Annotated in this window: 14 protein-coding genes; 7 read left to right on the top strand and 7 right to left on the bottom strand. The window is 70.3% G+C overall.

Annotated elements, in window-relative coordinates; genetic code table 11:
* Nucleotides 1-36: 36 nt before the first annotated feature.
* Nucleotides 37-1,533, bottom strand: coding sequence for a PspC domain-containing protein (locus ACQPYZ_RS05880; RefSeq protein WP_433166044.1), 1,497 nt, complete (start codon nucleotides 1,531-1,533; stop codon nucleotides 37-39).
* Nucleotides 1,534-1,728: 195 nt separating this feature from the next.
* On the opposite strand from ACQPYZ_RS05880, the gene ACQPYZ_RS05885 reads away from it, so the two are divergent.
* From ACQPYZ_RS05885 to ACQPYZ_RS05895, 3 genes are read left to right on the top strand one after another with little or no spacing between them, the layout of a single operon-like run.
* Complete coding sequence (locus ACQPYZ_RS05885; RefSeq protein ID WP_433166046.1) at nucleotides 1,729-3,249, top strand: ATP-binding protein; 1,521 nt, start codon at nucleotides 1,729-1,731, stop codon at nucleotides 3,247-3,249.
* Nucleotides 3,246-3,887: a response regulator gene (locus tag ACQPYZ_RS05890; protein ID WP_433166048.1), complete on the top strand. Its 642-nt coding sequence runs from the start codon at nucleotides 3,246-3,248 to the stop codon at nucleotides 3,885-3,887. The genes ACQPYZ_RS05885 and ACQPYZ_RS05890 overlap by 4 nt, the downstream gene beginning before the upstream one ends.
* A 5-nt stretch (nucleotides 3,888-3,892) precedes the next feature.
* Entirely contained in the window at nucleotides 3,893-4,048 is a 156-nt protein-coding gene (locus tag ACQPYZ_RS05895; protein ID WP_433166050.1) for a hypothetical protein, read from the top strand.
* Here the strand turns inward: ACQPYZ_RS05895 and rpsR are convergent.
* The gene (gene rpsR / locus ACQPYZ_RS05900) at nucleotides 4,027-4,269 is read right to left on the bottom strand and encodes a 30S ribosomal protein S18 (RefSeq protein WP_433166052.1); all 243 of its coding nucleotides are present in this window, start codon (nucleotides 4,267-4,269) and stop codon (nucleotides 4,027-4,029) included. The two genes, ACQPYZ_RS05895 and rpsR, sit on opposite strands and share 22 nt — an antisense overlap.
* A gap of 197 nt (nucleotides 4,270-4,466) precedes the next feature.
* Here rpsR and ACQPYZ_RS05905 point away from each other — a divergent pair, with 197 nt between their 5' ends.
* Nucleotides 4,467-5,789: an aminopeptidase C gene (locus ACQPYZ_RS05905; RefSeq protein WP_433166054.1), complete on the top strand. Its 1,323-nt coding sequence runs from the start codon at nucleotides 4,467-4,469 to the stop codon at nucleotides 5,787-5,789.
* On the opposite strand, the gene ACQPYZ_RS05910 is transcribed toward ACQPYZ_RS05905, so the two are convergent.
* Both ACQPYZ_RS05910 and ACQPYZ_RS05915 read right to left on the bottom strand, forming a co-directional pair.
* Nucleotides 5,778-6,509, bottom strand: coding sequence for an alpha/beta fold hydrolase (locus ACQPYZ_RS05910; RefSeq protein ID WP_433166055.1), 732 nt, complete (start codon nucleotides 6,507-6,509; stop codon nucleotides 5,778-5,780). The two genes, ACQPYZ_RS05905 and ACQPYZ_RS05910, sit on opposite strands and share 12 nt — an antisense overlap.
* A 40-nt stretch (nucleotides 6,510-6,549) precedes the next feature.
* Nucleotides 6,550-7,278 (bottom strand): PIG-L deacetylase family protein, encoded by a 729-nt coding sequence (locus ACQPYZ_RS05915; protein WP_433166057.1) that lies wholly within the window; start codon nucleotides 7,276-7,278, stop codon nucleotides 6,550-6,552.
* A gap of 61 nt (nucleotides 7,279-7,339) precedes the next feature.
* Here ACQPYZ_RS05915 and ACQPYZ_RS05920 point away from each other — a divergent pair, with 61 nt between their 5' ends.
* On the top strand, nucleotides 7,340-8,419 hold the full coding sequence (locus ACQPYZ_RS05920) for a serine hydrolase domain-containing protein (RefSeq protein WP_433166059.1): 1,080 nt from the start codon (nucleotides 7,340-7,342) through the stop codon (nucleotides 8,417-8,419).
* Nucleotides 8,420-8,511: 92 nt separating this feature from the next.
* Here ACQPYZ_RS05920 and ACQPYZ_RS05925 read toward each other — a convergent pair whose 3' ends face one another.
* Together ACQPYZ_RS05925 and ACQPYZ_RS05930 are read right to left on the bottom strand one after the other, a co-directional pair.
* Nucleotides 8,512-9,120 (bottom strand): ClpP family protease, encoded by a 609-nt coding sequence (locus tag ACQPYZ_RS05925; RefSeq protein ID WP_433166060.1) that lies wholly within the window; start codon nucleotides 9,118-9,120, stop codon nucleotides 8,512-8,514.
* Complete coding sequence (locus tag ACQPYZ_RS05930) at nucleotides 9,120-9,716, bottom strand: ClpP family protease (protein WP_433166062.1); 597 nt, start codon at nucleotides 9,714-9,716, stop codon at nucleotides 9,120-9,122. The genes ACQPYZ_RS05925 and ACQPYZ_RS05930 overlap by 1 nt, the downstream gene beginning before the upstream one ends.
* 140 nt (nucleotides 9,717-9,856) lie before the next feature.
* On the opposite strand from ACQPYZ_RS05930, the gene ACQPYZ_RS05935 reads away from it, so the two are divergent.
* Nucleotides 9,857-10,351: a hypothetical protein gene (locus ACQPYZ_RS05935; protein ID WP_433166064.1), complete on the top strand. Its 495-nt coding sequence runs from the start codon at nucleotides 9,857-9,859 to the stop codon at nucleotides 10,349-10,351.
* On the opposite strand, the gene ACQPYZ_RS05940 is transcribed toward ACQPYZ_RS05935, so the two are convergent.
* On the bottom strand, nucleotides 10,331-10,972 hold the full coding sequence (locus ACQPYZ_RS05940; RefSeq protein ID WP_433166066.1) for a class I SAM-dependent methyltransferase: 642 nt from the start codon (nucleotides 10,970-10,972) through the stop codon (nucleotides 10,331-10,333). The genes ACQPYZ_RS05935 and ACQPYZ_RS05940 overlap by 21 nt on opposite strands.
* A 61-nt stretch (nucleotides 10,973-11,033) precedes the next feature.
* Here ACQPYZ_RS05940 and pcrA point away from each other — a divergent pair, with 61 nt between their 5' ends.
* A complete protein-coding gene (pcrA, locus tag ACQPYZ_RS05945; RefSeq protein ID WP_433166068.1) occupies nucleotides 11,034-13,352 on the top strand; it encodes a DNA helicase PcrA in 2,319 nt (772 codons plus the stop codon).
* Nucleotides 13,353-13,461: the final 109 nt, after the last annotated feature.

Below are 13,461 nucleotides of genomic sequence, written 5' to 3' on the forward strand. Positions count from 1 at the left end.
GCCCGTGCGTTCCCCGCTCCACTCTGATCTTCTGCATCAGCCGCGTTCTATTTTGATGCTGCCTAGTTTCAGGTCCATGTCGAGGGTGAGTGTTTGAGGGCCGGGTTTGTTGTCGGGGCCGAGGTCCTTGATGGTCAGTTCGGCATTATGGCCGCCCTTGTGTTCGTTCAGCCAGGACAGTTCGCCCATCTCGGCGGACAACTGGCCCTCGACGTCCACGTCCTGCGGGACCTTGACGACGACCTCGCCGACCCCGCCATGGACCTCGATCCGGGCGCCCGGCGCGAACTCGGCCTTGGTCAGGTCCAGGCGGACCGACCCGGCGTCGAACGTGTAGTTGTTGCTGGTCGCGGTGATCTGCTGGCCCGCCGGGGCGACGTAGTTGGTGTCCGCGAAGTTGCGCGGCACCTCCGGGAACACGGAGCTCGCCGCCGCGCCGGCCGCGAGCAGGATGCCGAGCGGCAGCAGCGCGAGCGTCCGGCCGAGGAACCCGCCGAGCAGCATGCCGGCGCCGAGCGTCAGCAGGCCGATGACCAGCATGGTCGACGTGGCCGCGCCGGCCGCCCAGGCGATCGCGATCGCGGCGCCGGTGAGGACGACGACGATCGACTTCACCCCGCGCATGCCCTTGGCCGGCGGTGCCGACGCCTTGGCGGTGGCCGGAGGCGGGCCCGCGGTCGGCTCGTCGACGTACAGGCCGAGGGGGTCGTCCTCGGTCCACACAGGAAGGACCGGTTCGACGGTGCGGTCCTGGGGTCGCTGTGTGGCCGAGGACGACGGACCCGCCGGGGGAGCTGACGGGCCGGTCTGGGGGTACGCCGACGTGGCGGGCTGACCCGTGGCAGCGGAGGAGGAGTACCCGGGCTGGGAAGGCTGGCCAGGCTGCGAAGGCTGACCGGCCTGACCACTCTGCCAGGGCTGCGAGGGCTGACCGGGCTGACCGGGCTGACCGGGCTGCCAGGGCTGACCAGGCTGCGAAGGCTGACCAGGCTGACCAGGCTGACCAGGCTGGCCAGGCTGGCCAGGGTGAGCGTGCTGACCCGGGCCGGCCCACTGCTGCGGGCCGGACCAGCCGCGGTTGGCGGCGAGGTTCTGGTTCTTGCGGAGCTTCTTGCGCTGGGAGGCGACCACCCAGATGACCGCGAGCACGATCAGCGGCCCGGGCACGAACCGGCCGAAGTCGAACGACGACATCATCGCGATCGCGACGAACACGCAGGCGCCGATCACGATCGGCCACAGCCACGGGTGGTCCGGGCGGACCTTGTCGCCGAGCAGTCCCTGCGCCGCGGACCGGTCGCTGCCCTCGTCCGGCATCAGCACCCAGGCGGCGATGTAGAAGATGGCCCCCGGCCCACTGAGGACGAGGACCGCCATCACCACCCGGACCAGCACCGGGTCGATGTTCAGCGCGCGGCCGATTCCGCCGCAGACGCCGGCCACCATCCGGTCCGACCGGCTACGCTGCCAGCTCTGCACGTTCTGCAGGCCGCCGCGGTCGAACCCACCGGGTCCACTCGAGTTCTGCTCCATGCCACCGATAGTGTCCCCACGCCCACCCCGGCACCATCGGGGATCCCCCTCTCGCGACCCCGGGGTCGGCTCCCGGAGACCGGTCCGCTCGGGGTTCTCCCCGGTACGACCCTGACCCGGCCGGACAGGCGCTGAGGAGCCGCCTAGGGACAAGCCTGCTGGTGTCGGCCCTGTCAACGTGTGACGATCGTGGGGATGAACCAGTCAGCCGCCGCCGCGCCCACGGGCAGGTCCTCCACCCCGGAGGCCTCACCCGGGCCGCAGCCTGTCCAGGACGACAGCCAGTGGCGGTACAAGGGCTGGGGCCCCCAGGGCCCGCGGCAGTACCAGGGTCCCTACGAGTCCTACAACGGCACCCAACCCGGCCAACCCCCGTTCGGCCCGCCGTTCGGCGCTCATCACGGCTCCTCGTACGGCGCCCAGCACGGCCAGCCGGGGTCCGAGCCGCCACCGGTCCGCCGGGCGTACCGCCGTACCGAGGGACGGGTCGTGGCCGGCGTCGCGGGCGGGGTCGCGGACCACCTCGGGGTGTCCGACACCGTCGTCCGGCTGGTGCTGATCGCGGCCACGGTGTTCGGCGGCTTCGGCGTACTGATCTATGCGGCGCTCTGGTTCCTGATGCCGCTGGCGACCGCGACGGTGCCGGCCGCGCCCGGGCTGGCGGCGCACACGCGCGGCGGCCTGCGGACCGACCAGCCGCCGCCACCGCCGGTGACCGAGGCGAAGGAGCGGAAGAAGGAGAAGAGCCGCGGCCAGGTGACGGCCCTCGTGGTCGTCGGCCTCGGCGTGCTGCTTCTGCTGCAGGTCGCCGGGCTCGGGATCGCCGGCAAGATGTTCTGGCCGCTGGTGTTCGCCGGCACCGGTCTGGCGCTGATCTGGCGGCAGGCCGACGAGACCCAGAAGAACGAGTGGACCCAGTCGGTCCGGGTCCCGATCCTCGGCCTGGTGCTCGGCAAGGGCGGCTGGAAGTCGCTGGTGCGGATCGCCGTCGGCCTGATCCTGATCGGGACCGCGGTCACCGTCTTCCTGGTCCAGAACGGCCGGCTCTCGATGGTCGGCGACGTCCTGGTCGCGCTGCTGCTCGCGGTGGTCGGCCTCGGCGTGATCGCCGGGCCGTGGGTGCACCGGCTGACCCGGGACCTGAACACCGAGCGCGCCGAGCGCATCCGCTCGCAGGAGCGCGCCGACATGGCCGCCCACCTGCACGACTCGGTGCTGCAGACGCTGGCCCTGATCCAGAAGCAGGCGAACGACCCGCGCGCGGTCGCCCGGCTGGCCCGCTCCCAGGAGCGCGAGCTGCGGACCTGGCTGTACGACGAGGACGACAAGACCGACCAGACCCTGGCCGGCGCCGCCAAGCGGGCCGCGGCCGAGGTCGAGGACTCGCACGGCGTACCGGTCGAGGTGGTGACGGTCGGAGACTGCGAGCTGACCGAGCCGCTGTCCTCGATGGTCCGGGCCGCCCGCGAGTCGATGGTGAACGCGGCCAAGCACTCCGGTGCGGCCAAGATCGACGTGTTCGTCGAGGTGGACGGGGACCGGGCGGAGATCTTCGTCCGCGACCGGGGCAAGGGATTCGACGTCGACGGCGTGCCGGAGGATCGGCTCGGGCTGCGGCACAGTGTGTTGGGCAGAATGGAACGGCACGGCGGCCGCGCGACGGTGCGGTCCGATCCGGAGACAGGGACCGAAGTGCGACTGGAGATGGACAGATGAGCAGCAGGCGCGTTGTCGTCGTCGACGACCACGACATGTTCCGGGCCGGGGTGCGCAGCGAGATCGGCGCCGCGGTCGACATCGTCGGGGAGGGTTCCGACGTCGAGACCGCGGTGAAGGCGATCGTCGGCACCGAGCCCGACGTGGTGCTGCTCGACGTCCACCTGCCCGGTGGCGGCGGCACCGAGGTGATGAAGCAGGTGCACCAGCGGCACCCGGACGTGAAGTTCCTGGCGCTGTCGGTGTCGGACGCGGCCGAGGACGTGATCGGCGTGATCCGGGCCGGCGCCCGCGGGTACGTGACCAAGAACATCAGCGGCGCCGAGCTGGTCGACGCGATCGGCCGGGTCGCGGACGGGGACGCGGTCTTCTCGCCGCGGCTGGCCGGCTTCGTGCTGGACGCGTTTTCCGGGGCGATCGACATCGCGTCCGTGGACGAGGACCTCGACCGGCTGTCGCAGCGCGAGCGCGAGGTACTGCGGCTGATCGCCCGCGGCTACGCCTACAAGGAAGTCGCCCGTGAGCTGTTCATCTCGGTGAAGACCGTCGAGACCCACGTCTCGTCGGTGCTGCGCAAGCTGCAGCTGTCCAACCGCCACGAGCTCACCCGCTGGGCCACCGACCGCCGGCTCGTCTGACGTTCTTGCCCACGGCAACCAGCCGGGGGTGTGCGCCGGCGGACGCAGCTCGTCACCGGCCGTCGATCGGCCGCGGTCTGCTGTTCGGGATTGGCGGGCTCACGCTGCTGAACGCGATCGTTGCGGTCTTCTGGCTGACCTACCGGCCGGACGACGTGTAGGGCAGCAGCGCCATCTCGCGGGCGTTCTTGATCGCGCGGGCGACCTGCTTCTGCTGCTGGACGCTCAGCCCGGTGACCCGGCGGGAGCGGATCTTGCCGCGGTCGGAGATGAACTTCCGCAGCAGCGCGGTGTCCTTGTAGTCGATGTAGGTGATGCCGTCGCGGTCGAGCGGGTTCTGCTTCGGCTTGCGCTTGCCGGTCGGCACCGGGCGTCGGGGCATGGTCGGATCCTTCGTTGTTGAATTTCGTTTTCAGTAACGATAGTCGCTGTCCCACTGGCATACCACCTCGGCGTGCCCGGCTGAAGCGTCCGGGCCGGACCGGCAAGAGCCGGCCGTGGCGAGTTGTGGTCAGGGCACAGAGTCGCCACCCCGGCGAGGGCGGTGCGGGCTTGGCGGCTGTTATACCGTCGACTCTTATGGAGCGGAATCTCACTGCCGAACAGCTCGCGCTCTTCGAGAAGGAGTTCGTGTCGAACCCGCAGTACCGGGTGATGCAGAACGCCGTCACGCAGACGCCGGTCAACGCCATCGCCCTCGACCGCCAGGTCGTCACCTCGATCGACCACTCGGTGTCGCACCTGCTGGACGACTGGAAGGTGACGAACCAGAAGAAGAGCGGCCGCTGCTGGCTGTTCGCCGGGCTCAACCTGCTCCGGGTCGGCGCGGCCGGCAAGCTCGGGGTGAAGGACTTCGAGTTCTCCCAGAACTACCTGCTGTTCTGGGACAAGTTCGAGCGGTCGAACTTCTTCCTCGAGGCGATCATCGAGACCGCTGGCCGGGACGCCGACGACCGCACGGTCGCGCACCTGCTGTCCGACCCGATCGGTGACGGCGGCCAGTGGAACATGTTCGTCGCGCTGGTCCGCAAGCACGGCCTGGTGCCGAAGTCGGCGATGCCGGAGACCGAGAGCTCGTCGGCGACCGCGCAGATGAACGACACCCTCCGCAAGCTGCTCCGCCAGGGCGCCCGCGACCTGCGCGCGCTGGACGGCGTCGAGGCCCGGCGCGCCCGCAAGCAGGAGCTCCTGACCACGATCCACCGTGTGCTGAGCATCCACCTCGGGACGCCGCCGCAGAAGTTCCTGTGGCAGTGGAAGGACAGCGACAAGGAGTTCCACCGCGACGGCTGGACGACGCCGGCCGAGTTCGCGGCGGCGTACGTACAGCTCCCGGTGGACGAGTACGTCTGCCTCGTGCACGACCCGCGCGAGTCCAGCCCGATCGGCCGGACCTTCACCGTCGACTACCTCGGCAACGTCATCGACGCCCCGCCGGTGGTGTACCTGAACGTCGACATCGAGCTGATGAAGCGGCTCACCCAGGACGCGATCGTCGGCGGTGAGCCGGTCTGGTTCGGCTGCGACGTCGGCAAGCAGATGAACGCAGATCTCGGCTACTGGGACGCCAAGCTGTACGACTACGGCTCGGTCTACGACACCGAGTTCACCCTGGACAAGGCCGAGCGGCTGGTGCACCACGAGACGCTGATGACGCACGCGATGCTGTTCACCGGCGTCGACGTGGTCGACGGCGCGCCGCGGCGCTGGCGGGTGGAGAACAGCTGGGGTGACGAGAAGGCGGACAGCGGCTTCTGGACCATGAACGACTCCTGGTTCGGCGAGCACGTCTTCGAGATCGCCGTCCGTCGCTCGGCGCTGCCGCCCGAGTTGCAGGAGCGCCTCGACGATGCCCCGATCGTCCTGCCCGCCTGGGACCCGATGGGCGCGCTAGCGGATTAATCCCAGCGCGTCGCCCGGTCGTTCGAGGGTCGGCAGGTGGCCGGCCCACGGGAGGTCGATGCGTTCGGCGTTCGGCAGCCGCTCGGCCAGGTACGTCGCGCTGTCGGCGAAGAACCGGAAGTCGTGCGCGCCCGTGATCAACCGCACGGGTGCGCCGATCTTCTCCGGCTCGACCGGCCACTCCTCGTTGTCGACGTCGCCGGCCGGCAGTTGCAGCTCGAACGCGCGCTTCTGCATGGTCCGGAGCAACTCCCGCGTCTCGTCGTCGGCCTCCGGGCCGAGGAAGTTGCGGACGTTGAGATCGGTCGCACCGTCGACATCGCCCGCCTCGAGCAGCCGCTCCTCCTCGGCCCACCCGGCCCGCAGCGCGTCGTCCGGCTCCACCCCGTCGGTCGGCGCGCAGATCAGCACCAGCCGGGTGAACCGTTCCGGGTGACGGCTCGCGACCTGCTGCACGACGTACCCGCCGTACGACGCCCCGACGGCCTTGACCGTGTCGACGCCCAGCTCGTCCAGGACCGCGAGCACGTCGCCCGCGTCGGAGTACTTCGCCCCGGGCTCCAGCGGCGTCTCGCCGTACCCACGCAGGTCGAGCGTGATCACCCGGTGGTCCTTGCTGAGCTCGGCCACCTCCCGGGTCCACATCCGCGCGTCCGCCACCCCGGCGTGCACGAGCAGCATCGCCGGACCTTCGCCAACCACCCAATGCGCAAGTGTCATGGCCGAACCCTCGCGGCTGAGGGTCTGCTCCGCAAACGGATTACCCGAGCCGGATGACGGTGAACGGCTCCGCGTAGTGGTTCGGTGGCAGTCCGCCGTCGCGGGCGTTCTCCTGTGCGAAGGCGCGCATCCGGTCGGCGAGCGCGTCCGGGTCGCGGTGCTGGCTGACGTGCGACCTCAGCGCGGCGATCTTCTGGTCGATGGTGTCACTGATGTCGACCCAGTGGTTGCGCTCGGGGTGCTCCATCATCCACAGCTCGCCGACGTCCCAGGCGTCCTCGGTCAGGTCGTCGTACGCATAGGGGTTGCCGGCCGCGGGGTAGAACGCGCGGACCGTCGCCTCGGCGGTGGCGAGGTGGTCCGGGTGGGAGACGTGCAGGCGGGACCACCAGCGTTCGGGGGACTGGGTGAGCAGCCGCTGCGGTCGCACCTGGCGGATCAGCCGGGCGATGTCGCGGACGAGCTCCGGACCCGGCTCCACCCGGCCGTCGGCGTACCCGAGGAAGTGCAGGTCGCGGACGCCGACGTGGTCCGCGGCCGCGGTCTGCTCGGCCCGGCGTACGGCGGGAATCTCGGCGCGGTCGCGGTCCGGCTCGAAACCGCCCGCCTGACCGTCGGTGACGATGCCGTAGTGCACCTCGATGCCCGCCTTGGTCCAGGTCGCGACCGTGCCGGCGCCGCCGAAGTCGATGTCGTCCGGGTGCGCGACCACCACCAGCACCCGCTCGATCTCGCTGTCCGGTCGCGGATTCCCCTCAGGCACGCTCACGTCACCGACCCTAACCCGCCGCTTGGGTACCGGAGGCAAGCTGGGACTGACGGGAGGTTCGATGGAGCTGGGCGGGGAGTGCGAACCGCGGGACGTCCGGATGGACGCCGGCCGGCTGGGGGCGGCGGTCGAGCTGGTCCGGGCCCGCAAGGCGGCCGCGCAGCTGTGCGTCGTCCGGGACGGCCGGGTGGTCGTCGACCTGGCGATCGGCTGCGCACCCGAATCCTTGTTCTGGCTCTTCTCCGCGAGCAAGCCGTACGTCGCGATCGTGATCCATCAGCTGGTCGAGTCCGGGCGGCTGCACCTGGACGACGCGGTGGCGGCGTACTGGCCGGAGTTCGGCGAGCACGGCAAGCGGGCGATCACCGTCCGGCAGGTCCTGCAGCACCGCTCCGGACTGACCACGATCGGCTCGTACGCCGGTGACGCGCGCGCGATGGCCGACTGGGACCGGTCGCTGCGGCGGATCGAGCAGGCGCGGCCGCGGTGGCCGATCGACACCGTTGCCTACAGCCCGCTCGCGTTCGGCTTCGTCCTCGGCGAGGTCGCCCATCGATGCAGTGGGCAACCGATCGAGCAGCTGGTACGGCGCTCGGTCCTCGAGCCACTGGGGTTGTCGGACACGTTCCTCGGACTGCCCGCCGGTGAGTGGGACCGGAGTGTGCCGATCCGGGTGTCCGGACCGATCGGCCCGTTCGTGCAGTCGGTGGTGAACCGGCGCAGTACCCGCGAGGCCGTCGTACCGGGGGCCGGGATCTCCACCACCGCACGCGACCTGGCCGCGCTGTACCAGGGCCTGCTGGCGGGCGGGTCGGGCGTACTGCGGCCGGAGTCGCTCGCGGCGGCGGTCGCGCCGACCAGCGAGGGCGAGGTCGACCGGACGATCGGCGCGCCGATCCGGTGGTCGCAGGGCTTCCAGCTCGGCGGGCCGCGGTTCGTCCCGAACGTGATCACGCCGCTCGGGACCACGAGCAGTCCGCGGGCGTTCGGCCACAACGGCAGCAACTGCTGCATCGGCTGGGCCGATCCGGAGCGGCGGATCGCCTACGCCTACCTGACCAACCGGATCGGCCGCCGGGACGCCGACGCCGCCCATCACGCGGCCGTTGCCGACAAGGTGATCGAGGCCGCGTTCGACTGAGGGGCCGACGGACAGGAGGTAGTGCCGCCACGGCCCCACGGTCACGCTCTCATCCGCGAGCAGCCGCGGTACCTCCTGTCCGTCGGCACCCCTCAAGCGAACGCCGGCACCGGCACGCGACTCTCGACCACCTGGTCGACGATGCCGTAGTCGCGCGCGCCCTCCGCGGTCAGGACGTGATCGCGATCGGTGTCGTGCCGCAGCTTCTCGATCGGCTGACCGGTGTGCCGGGCCAGGATCGACTCGACCTGACTGCGGACCCGGACCACCTCGTCGGCCTGCAGGATCAGGTCCGGGATGGTGCCCTGGCCGCGGGCGGCCGGCTGGTGCAGGACGACCCGCGCGTGCGGCAGCACGGCGCGCCGGCCTTCCGCCCCGGCGGCCAGCAGGACGGCGCCGGCCGAGATCGCCTGGCCGACGCAGAAGGTCGCGACCGGCGACCGGATGAACTGGAGGGTGTCGTAGATCGCGAGCATCGCGGTCATGTCGCCGCCCTCGCAGTTGATGTAGAGGTTGATGTCCTGGTCGGGTTTGTCCGCCTCCAGGTGCAGCAGTTGCGCGATCAGCGCGTTCGCGACGCCGGCGTCGATCGCCGTCCCGAGGTAGATGATCCGCTCGCTGAGCAGGTGCGAGTAGACGTCCATGATCCGCTCGCCCCGCGGGTGCTGCGCGATCACGTTCGGAATGGTGTAGCTGCTCATCACGCGGCCTTTCGCTGTTGGGGCATCACCTGGTCGAAGGACTCGACGATGTGGTCGATGAACCCGTACTCACGGGCCTGTTCGGCGGTGTACCAGTGGTCGTGCAGCGAGTCCTCGTGCACGGTGTCGAAGGACTGCCCGGTGTCCTCGGCGACCAGCGCCAGCACGGTGTCGCGGATGTGCCGCAGGTCGTTCGCCTGGATCTCGATCTCGACCGCGGACCCGCCGATGCCGGCCGACCCCTGGTGCATCAGCACCCGCGCGTGCCGCAGGGCGTACCGCTTGCCCGGCGTACCGGCGGACAGGAGAAACTGCCCGGCGCTGCAGGCCAGCCCGATCGCCAGCGTCGACACGTCACACGGCACCAGCCGCATCACGTCCCGGATCGCCAGCATCGACGGCACCGAGCCGCCGAGCGAGTGGATCCACAGCGCGATGTCGCGGTCCGGGTACTCGGCCGCCAGGGTGAGGATCTGGGTCGCCAGCAACGTCCCGTTGTCGTCGTCGAGCGTCCCGTCCAGTACGACGATGCGCTGCGCGAGCAGCCGCTGTCGCGCGGACTCGTTGAACAGCGGTTGTTTGGTGTCTTGAGCCATGTGACCACCCTGACCGGGCGGGACCGGCGTACCCCAGCTTTTCTGCTGACGGCAACTCTGCCCACAGCGGACAAGGTCTCGACCGGCAGCTTCCGGCCAGGCACACAGCAAGGCCCCCGCGGACTGGCACCCTGGTCCGAATGCGCTGTCTGTTCTGGGGACTGGGTTGGCTGGCGGCCTGCGGCCTGGCGTTCGCCGGCTGCATGGTCGGCTTCTTCGGGTTCGTCGAGCTGAACGTGGAACGCAACGTCTACCAGCTGGACGTCGGGCCGCGCGGCGAGGACTGCGGTGGTGGATTCGTGCATCTCGACGTCGAGACCGGCGAGGAGCTGTACTGCGGCCCGCCCGGCGTGATCCGGACGCAGAAACCGAAGACGAACGCGATGTACGGCTTCACCGACAAGCAAAAGGAGGACGTCTACAGTCTGGCCCGCGAGCTCGGCGAGGACGGCCTGGACGAGGCGGACGAGGACGAGTTGCAACAGCTCCTCGACGAGTACAAGGCCACCGTGCCGCCGGAGCGCCGGTACCGGACGGCCGGGCGGATCCGGGGGGTGCCCTACCTGTGGATCGGCGCCGGGATGCTCGTCGTCGGGGCAGCGGGGATCCTCGTACTACGCCGGGTGGCGGCCTGAGGGCCTGGTGGCCGTCCCGAGGATGTGCGGCGAGGCGGGGTTGGGACCGAAGTCGAACCGGTCGAGGCGGGTGATGGTGAAGCCGGCCGCGGTGATGGCGGCGGCGGTGTCGCGGTGGACGTGACAGCCGCCGCTGAACCACGACCACACGGTCGCGTCCGCGAAGCGCTGGAACCGGTCGAGGCCCGTGCCCGGCTCCGCGGCGACGTGCTCGTAGAACCTGAGCTCGCCGCCCGGCCGCAGGACCCGGAAGGCCTCCGCGAGGGCGACGGTCTGGTCGGGGACGGTGCACAGCACGAGTGACGTGACCACGGCGTCCACCGATCCGTCGGTCAGCGGCAGGCTGTCCGCCGTACCGTTGACGACCTCGACCGGGACGTGGGCGGCGTACGCCGCGGAGCCCGCCCTGGCCCGGAGGTACGGCTCCGGCTCGACGGCCACCACGCCGGTCACGCCGGCCGGATAGTGCGCGAAGTTCCCGCCGTCGCCGGCGCCGATCTCGAGAACTCGCCCGCGCAGCCCGTCCAGCAGCCGCTTCCGGTGCTCCGCCATCCCCTGCGCGTCGAGCTGTGGCCGCACCCGCGCGTACATCCGCGCGAAGACGGGATGTGAATGGCCCATAGCAGCCACCTTAGGTGCGTGTTTCGGGAACTGTCCGGGGGAGCGCCTAAGGTGAGTGGTGATGACTACGCTGTTCTCGCCTGATGAGCTCCCGGTGCCGCTGGAGGAGCCCACGAAGCATCGGACCGATCCGGAATCGCTGCTCGAAGGGCTGAACCCGCAGCAGCGGGCCGCCGTCGTGCACGCGGGCAAGCCGCTGCTGGTGGTCGCGGGCGCGGGCTCGGGCAAGACCCGGGTGCTGACCCGGCGGATCGCCTACCTGCTGGCGGCCCGCGACGCCCACCCCGGGTCGATCCTGGCGATCACGTTCACCAACAAGGCCGCCGCGGAGATGCGCGAGCGGGTGGTGGACCTGGTCGGTCCGCGGGCGAAGCTGATGTGGGTCTCGACGTTCCACTCCTCCTGCGTGCGGATCCTGCGCCGCGACATCAAGCGGTTCGGGATCAACTCGACGTTCTCGATCTACGACGACACCGACTCCCGACGGCTGATGACGCTGGTCTGCCGCGAGCTCGACCTGGATGTGAAGCGGTACAACCCGCGCGCCGTGCTGAACTGGATCAGCACCCAGAAGAACGAGCTGATCGACCACGAGACGGCCGCGGCGAAGACCTCGAACCACCTCGAGGAGACCTACGCCGAGTGCTACCGGATCTACCAGGAGCGGCTCGCCCAGGCGAACGCGCTGGACTTCGACGACCTGCTGATGACCACGGTCAACCTGCTGCAGGCCTTCCCCGAGGTCCGCGAGTACTACCGCCGCCGCTTCCGGCACGTGCTCGTCGACGAGTACCAGGACACCAACCACGCGCAGTACACGCTGATCCGCGAGCTCTGCGGGGAGGACCCGGCGGACTACAACGGCCCGACCGCGCCACCGACCGAGCTGATGGTGGTCGGTGACTCCGACCAGTCGATCTACGCGTTCCGCGGCGCGACCATCCGCAACATCCTCGCCTTCGAGGAGGACTTCGCCGGCGCCGAGACGATCCTGCTGGAGCAGAACTACCGCTCCACCCAGACGATCCTGTCCGCGGCCAACGCGGTGATCGCCCGCAACGAGGGCCGGAAGGCGAAGAACCTCTGGTCCGACCAGGGCCAGGGCGAGCAGATCGCGGTGTACGTCGCCGACAACGAGCACGACGAGGCGCAGTTCGTCGCGGACGAGATCGACCGGCTCACCGACGCCGACGGGATCAAGCCGTCCGACGTGGCGGTGTTCTACCGGACGAACGCGCAGTCGCGTGTGTTCGAAGAGGTCTTCATCCGGACCGGCCATCCGTACAAGGTGGTCGGCGGCGTCCGGTTCTACGAGCGCAAGGAGGTCCGCGACGCGCTCGCGTACCTGCGCGTGCTGGTGAACCCGGAGGACACCGTCTCGCTGCGCCGGATCATGAACGAGCCCAAGCGCGGGATCGGCGACCGGGCCGAGGCCGCGATCGAGACGCTGGCCGCGCGGGAGCGGATCTCGTTCGCGCAGGCGATGCGCCGGGCGCAGGACGCGCCGGCGATGGCGTCCCGGTCGGTCAACGCCGTCCAGGCCTTCGTGGACATCCTGGACGAGCTGACCGCGATGGTGGACTCCGGCGCCCCGCCGGACGACATTCTGGACGTCGCGCTGCACCGCTCGGGGTACTACGAGACCCTGCAGAAGTCCCCGGACCCGCAGGACGAGACCCGCCTGGAGAACCTGGACGAGTTCATCTCGGTGGCCCGCGAGTTCGTCGAGGAGCGGACGGCGGCCGGTGACCCGGCCGACCTGCAGGCGTTCCTCGAGCGGGTCGCGCTGGTCGCCGACGCCGACCAGATCCCGGACGCGGCCGCGGACGGCGGCGTGGTCACGCTGATGACGCTGCACACCGCGAAGGGCCTGGAGTTCCCGGTGGTGTTCCTCACCGGCATGGAGGACGGCGTCTTCCCGCACTCCCGGTCGCTGACCGACCTGAAGGAGCTCGAGGAGGAGCGCCGGCTCGCGTACGTCGGCATCACCCGGGCCCGGCAGCGGCTGGCGATCTCGCGGGCCGCGGTCCGGTCGGCGTACGGAGCTCCGCAGCACAACCCGCCGTCGCGGTTCCTGGAGGAGATCCCGGCCGAGTTGCTCGACTGGCGCCGGGACGAGTCCGCGATCACCCGCTGGTCGGGCACTGGGACGACCAGGGGCAGCGGCATCTCCAGCCGGTACGAGCCACCGCGCCGGACGCCGTCCGACAAGCCGGTGATCAGCCTCAACCCGGGCGACCGGGTCGTGCACAACAGCTTCGGGATGGGCACGGTCGTGGTCGTCCGCGGCGAGGGCCAGCAGGCCCAGGCCGACATCGACTTCGGCTCGGAGGGCGTGAAGCGCCTCCTGCTGCGCTACGCGCCGGTGGAGAAGCTGTAGAGCACGTCTCGTACTTTCAGCCGATGCGGGTGTGATCGCGCGGTGGATGTGCCGGGGCGAGTGGCTCGCGAACACTGGTGTGCGTCCACAGGCCCGTCCGGAGGGAAGT

It is taken from the genome of Kribbella sp. CA-247076, from assembly GCF_050942445.1.
Taxonomy (GTDB): Bacteria; Actinomycetota; Actinomycetes; order Propionibacteriales; family Kribbellaceae; genus Kribbella.

What these genes read in the sequence shown, in the direction of transcription:
- ACQPYZ_RS05880 (WP_433166044.1), bottom strand. Translation starts at nt 1,533, where the DNA reads ATGGAGCAGAACTCGAGTGGACCCGGTGGGTTCGACCGCGGCGGCCTG.
- ACQPYZ_RS05885 (WP_433166046.1), top strand. Translation starts at nt 1,729, where the DNA reads ATGAACCAGTCAGCCGCCGCCGCGCCCACGGGCAGGTCCTCCACCCCG.
- ACQPYZ_RS05890 (WP_433166048.1), top strand. Translation starts at nt 3,246, where the DNA reads ATGAGCAGCAGGCGCGTTGTCGTCGTCGACGACCACGACATGTTCCGG.
- rpsR (WP_433166052.1), bottom strand. Translation starts at nt 4,269, where the DNA reads ATGCCCCGACGCCCGGTGCCGACCGGCAAGCGCAAGCCGAAGCAGAAC.
- ACQPYZ_RS05905 (WP_433166054.1), top strand. Translation starts at nt 4,467, where the DNA reads ATGGAGCGGAATCTCACTGCCGAACAGCTCGCGCTCTTCGAGAAGGAG.
- ACQPYZ_RS05910 (WP_433166055.1), bottom strand. Translation starts at nt 6,509, where the DNA reads ATGACACTTGCGCATTGGGTGGTTGGCGAAGGTCCGGCGATGCTGCTC.
- ACQPYZ_RS05920 (WP_433166059.1), top strand. Translation starts at nt 7,340, where the DNA reads ATGGAGCTGGGCGGGGAGTGCGAACCGCGGGACGTCCGGATGGACGCC.
- ACQPYZ_RS05925 (WP_433166060.1), bottom strand. Translation starts at nt 9,120, where the DNA reads ATGAGCAGCTACACCATTCCGAACGTGATCGCGCAGCACCCGCGGGGC.
- ACQPYZ_RS05930 (WP_433166062.1), bottom strand. Translation starts at nt 9,716, where the DNA reads ATGGCTCAAGACACCAAACAACCGCTGTTCAACGAGTCCGCGCGACAG.
- ACQPYZ_RS05935 (WP_433166064.1), top strand. Translation starts at nt 9,857, where the DNA reads ATGCGCTGTCTGTTCTGGGGACTGGGTTGGCTGGCGGCCTGCGGCCTG.
- ACQPYZ_RS05940 (WP_433166066.1), bottom strand. Translation starts at nt 10,972, where the DNA reads ATGGGCCATTCACATCCCGTCTTCGCGCGGATGTACGCGCGGGTGCGG.
- pcrA (WP_433166068.1), top strand. Translation starts at nt 11,034, where the DNA reads ATGACTACGCTGTTCTCGCCTGATGAGCTCCCGGTGCCGCTGGAGGAG.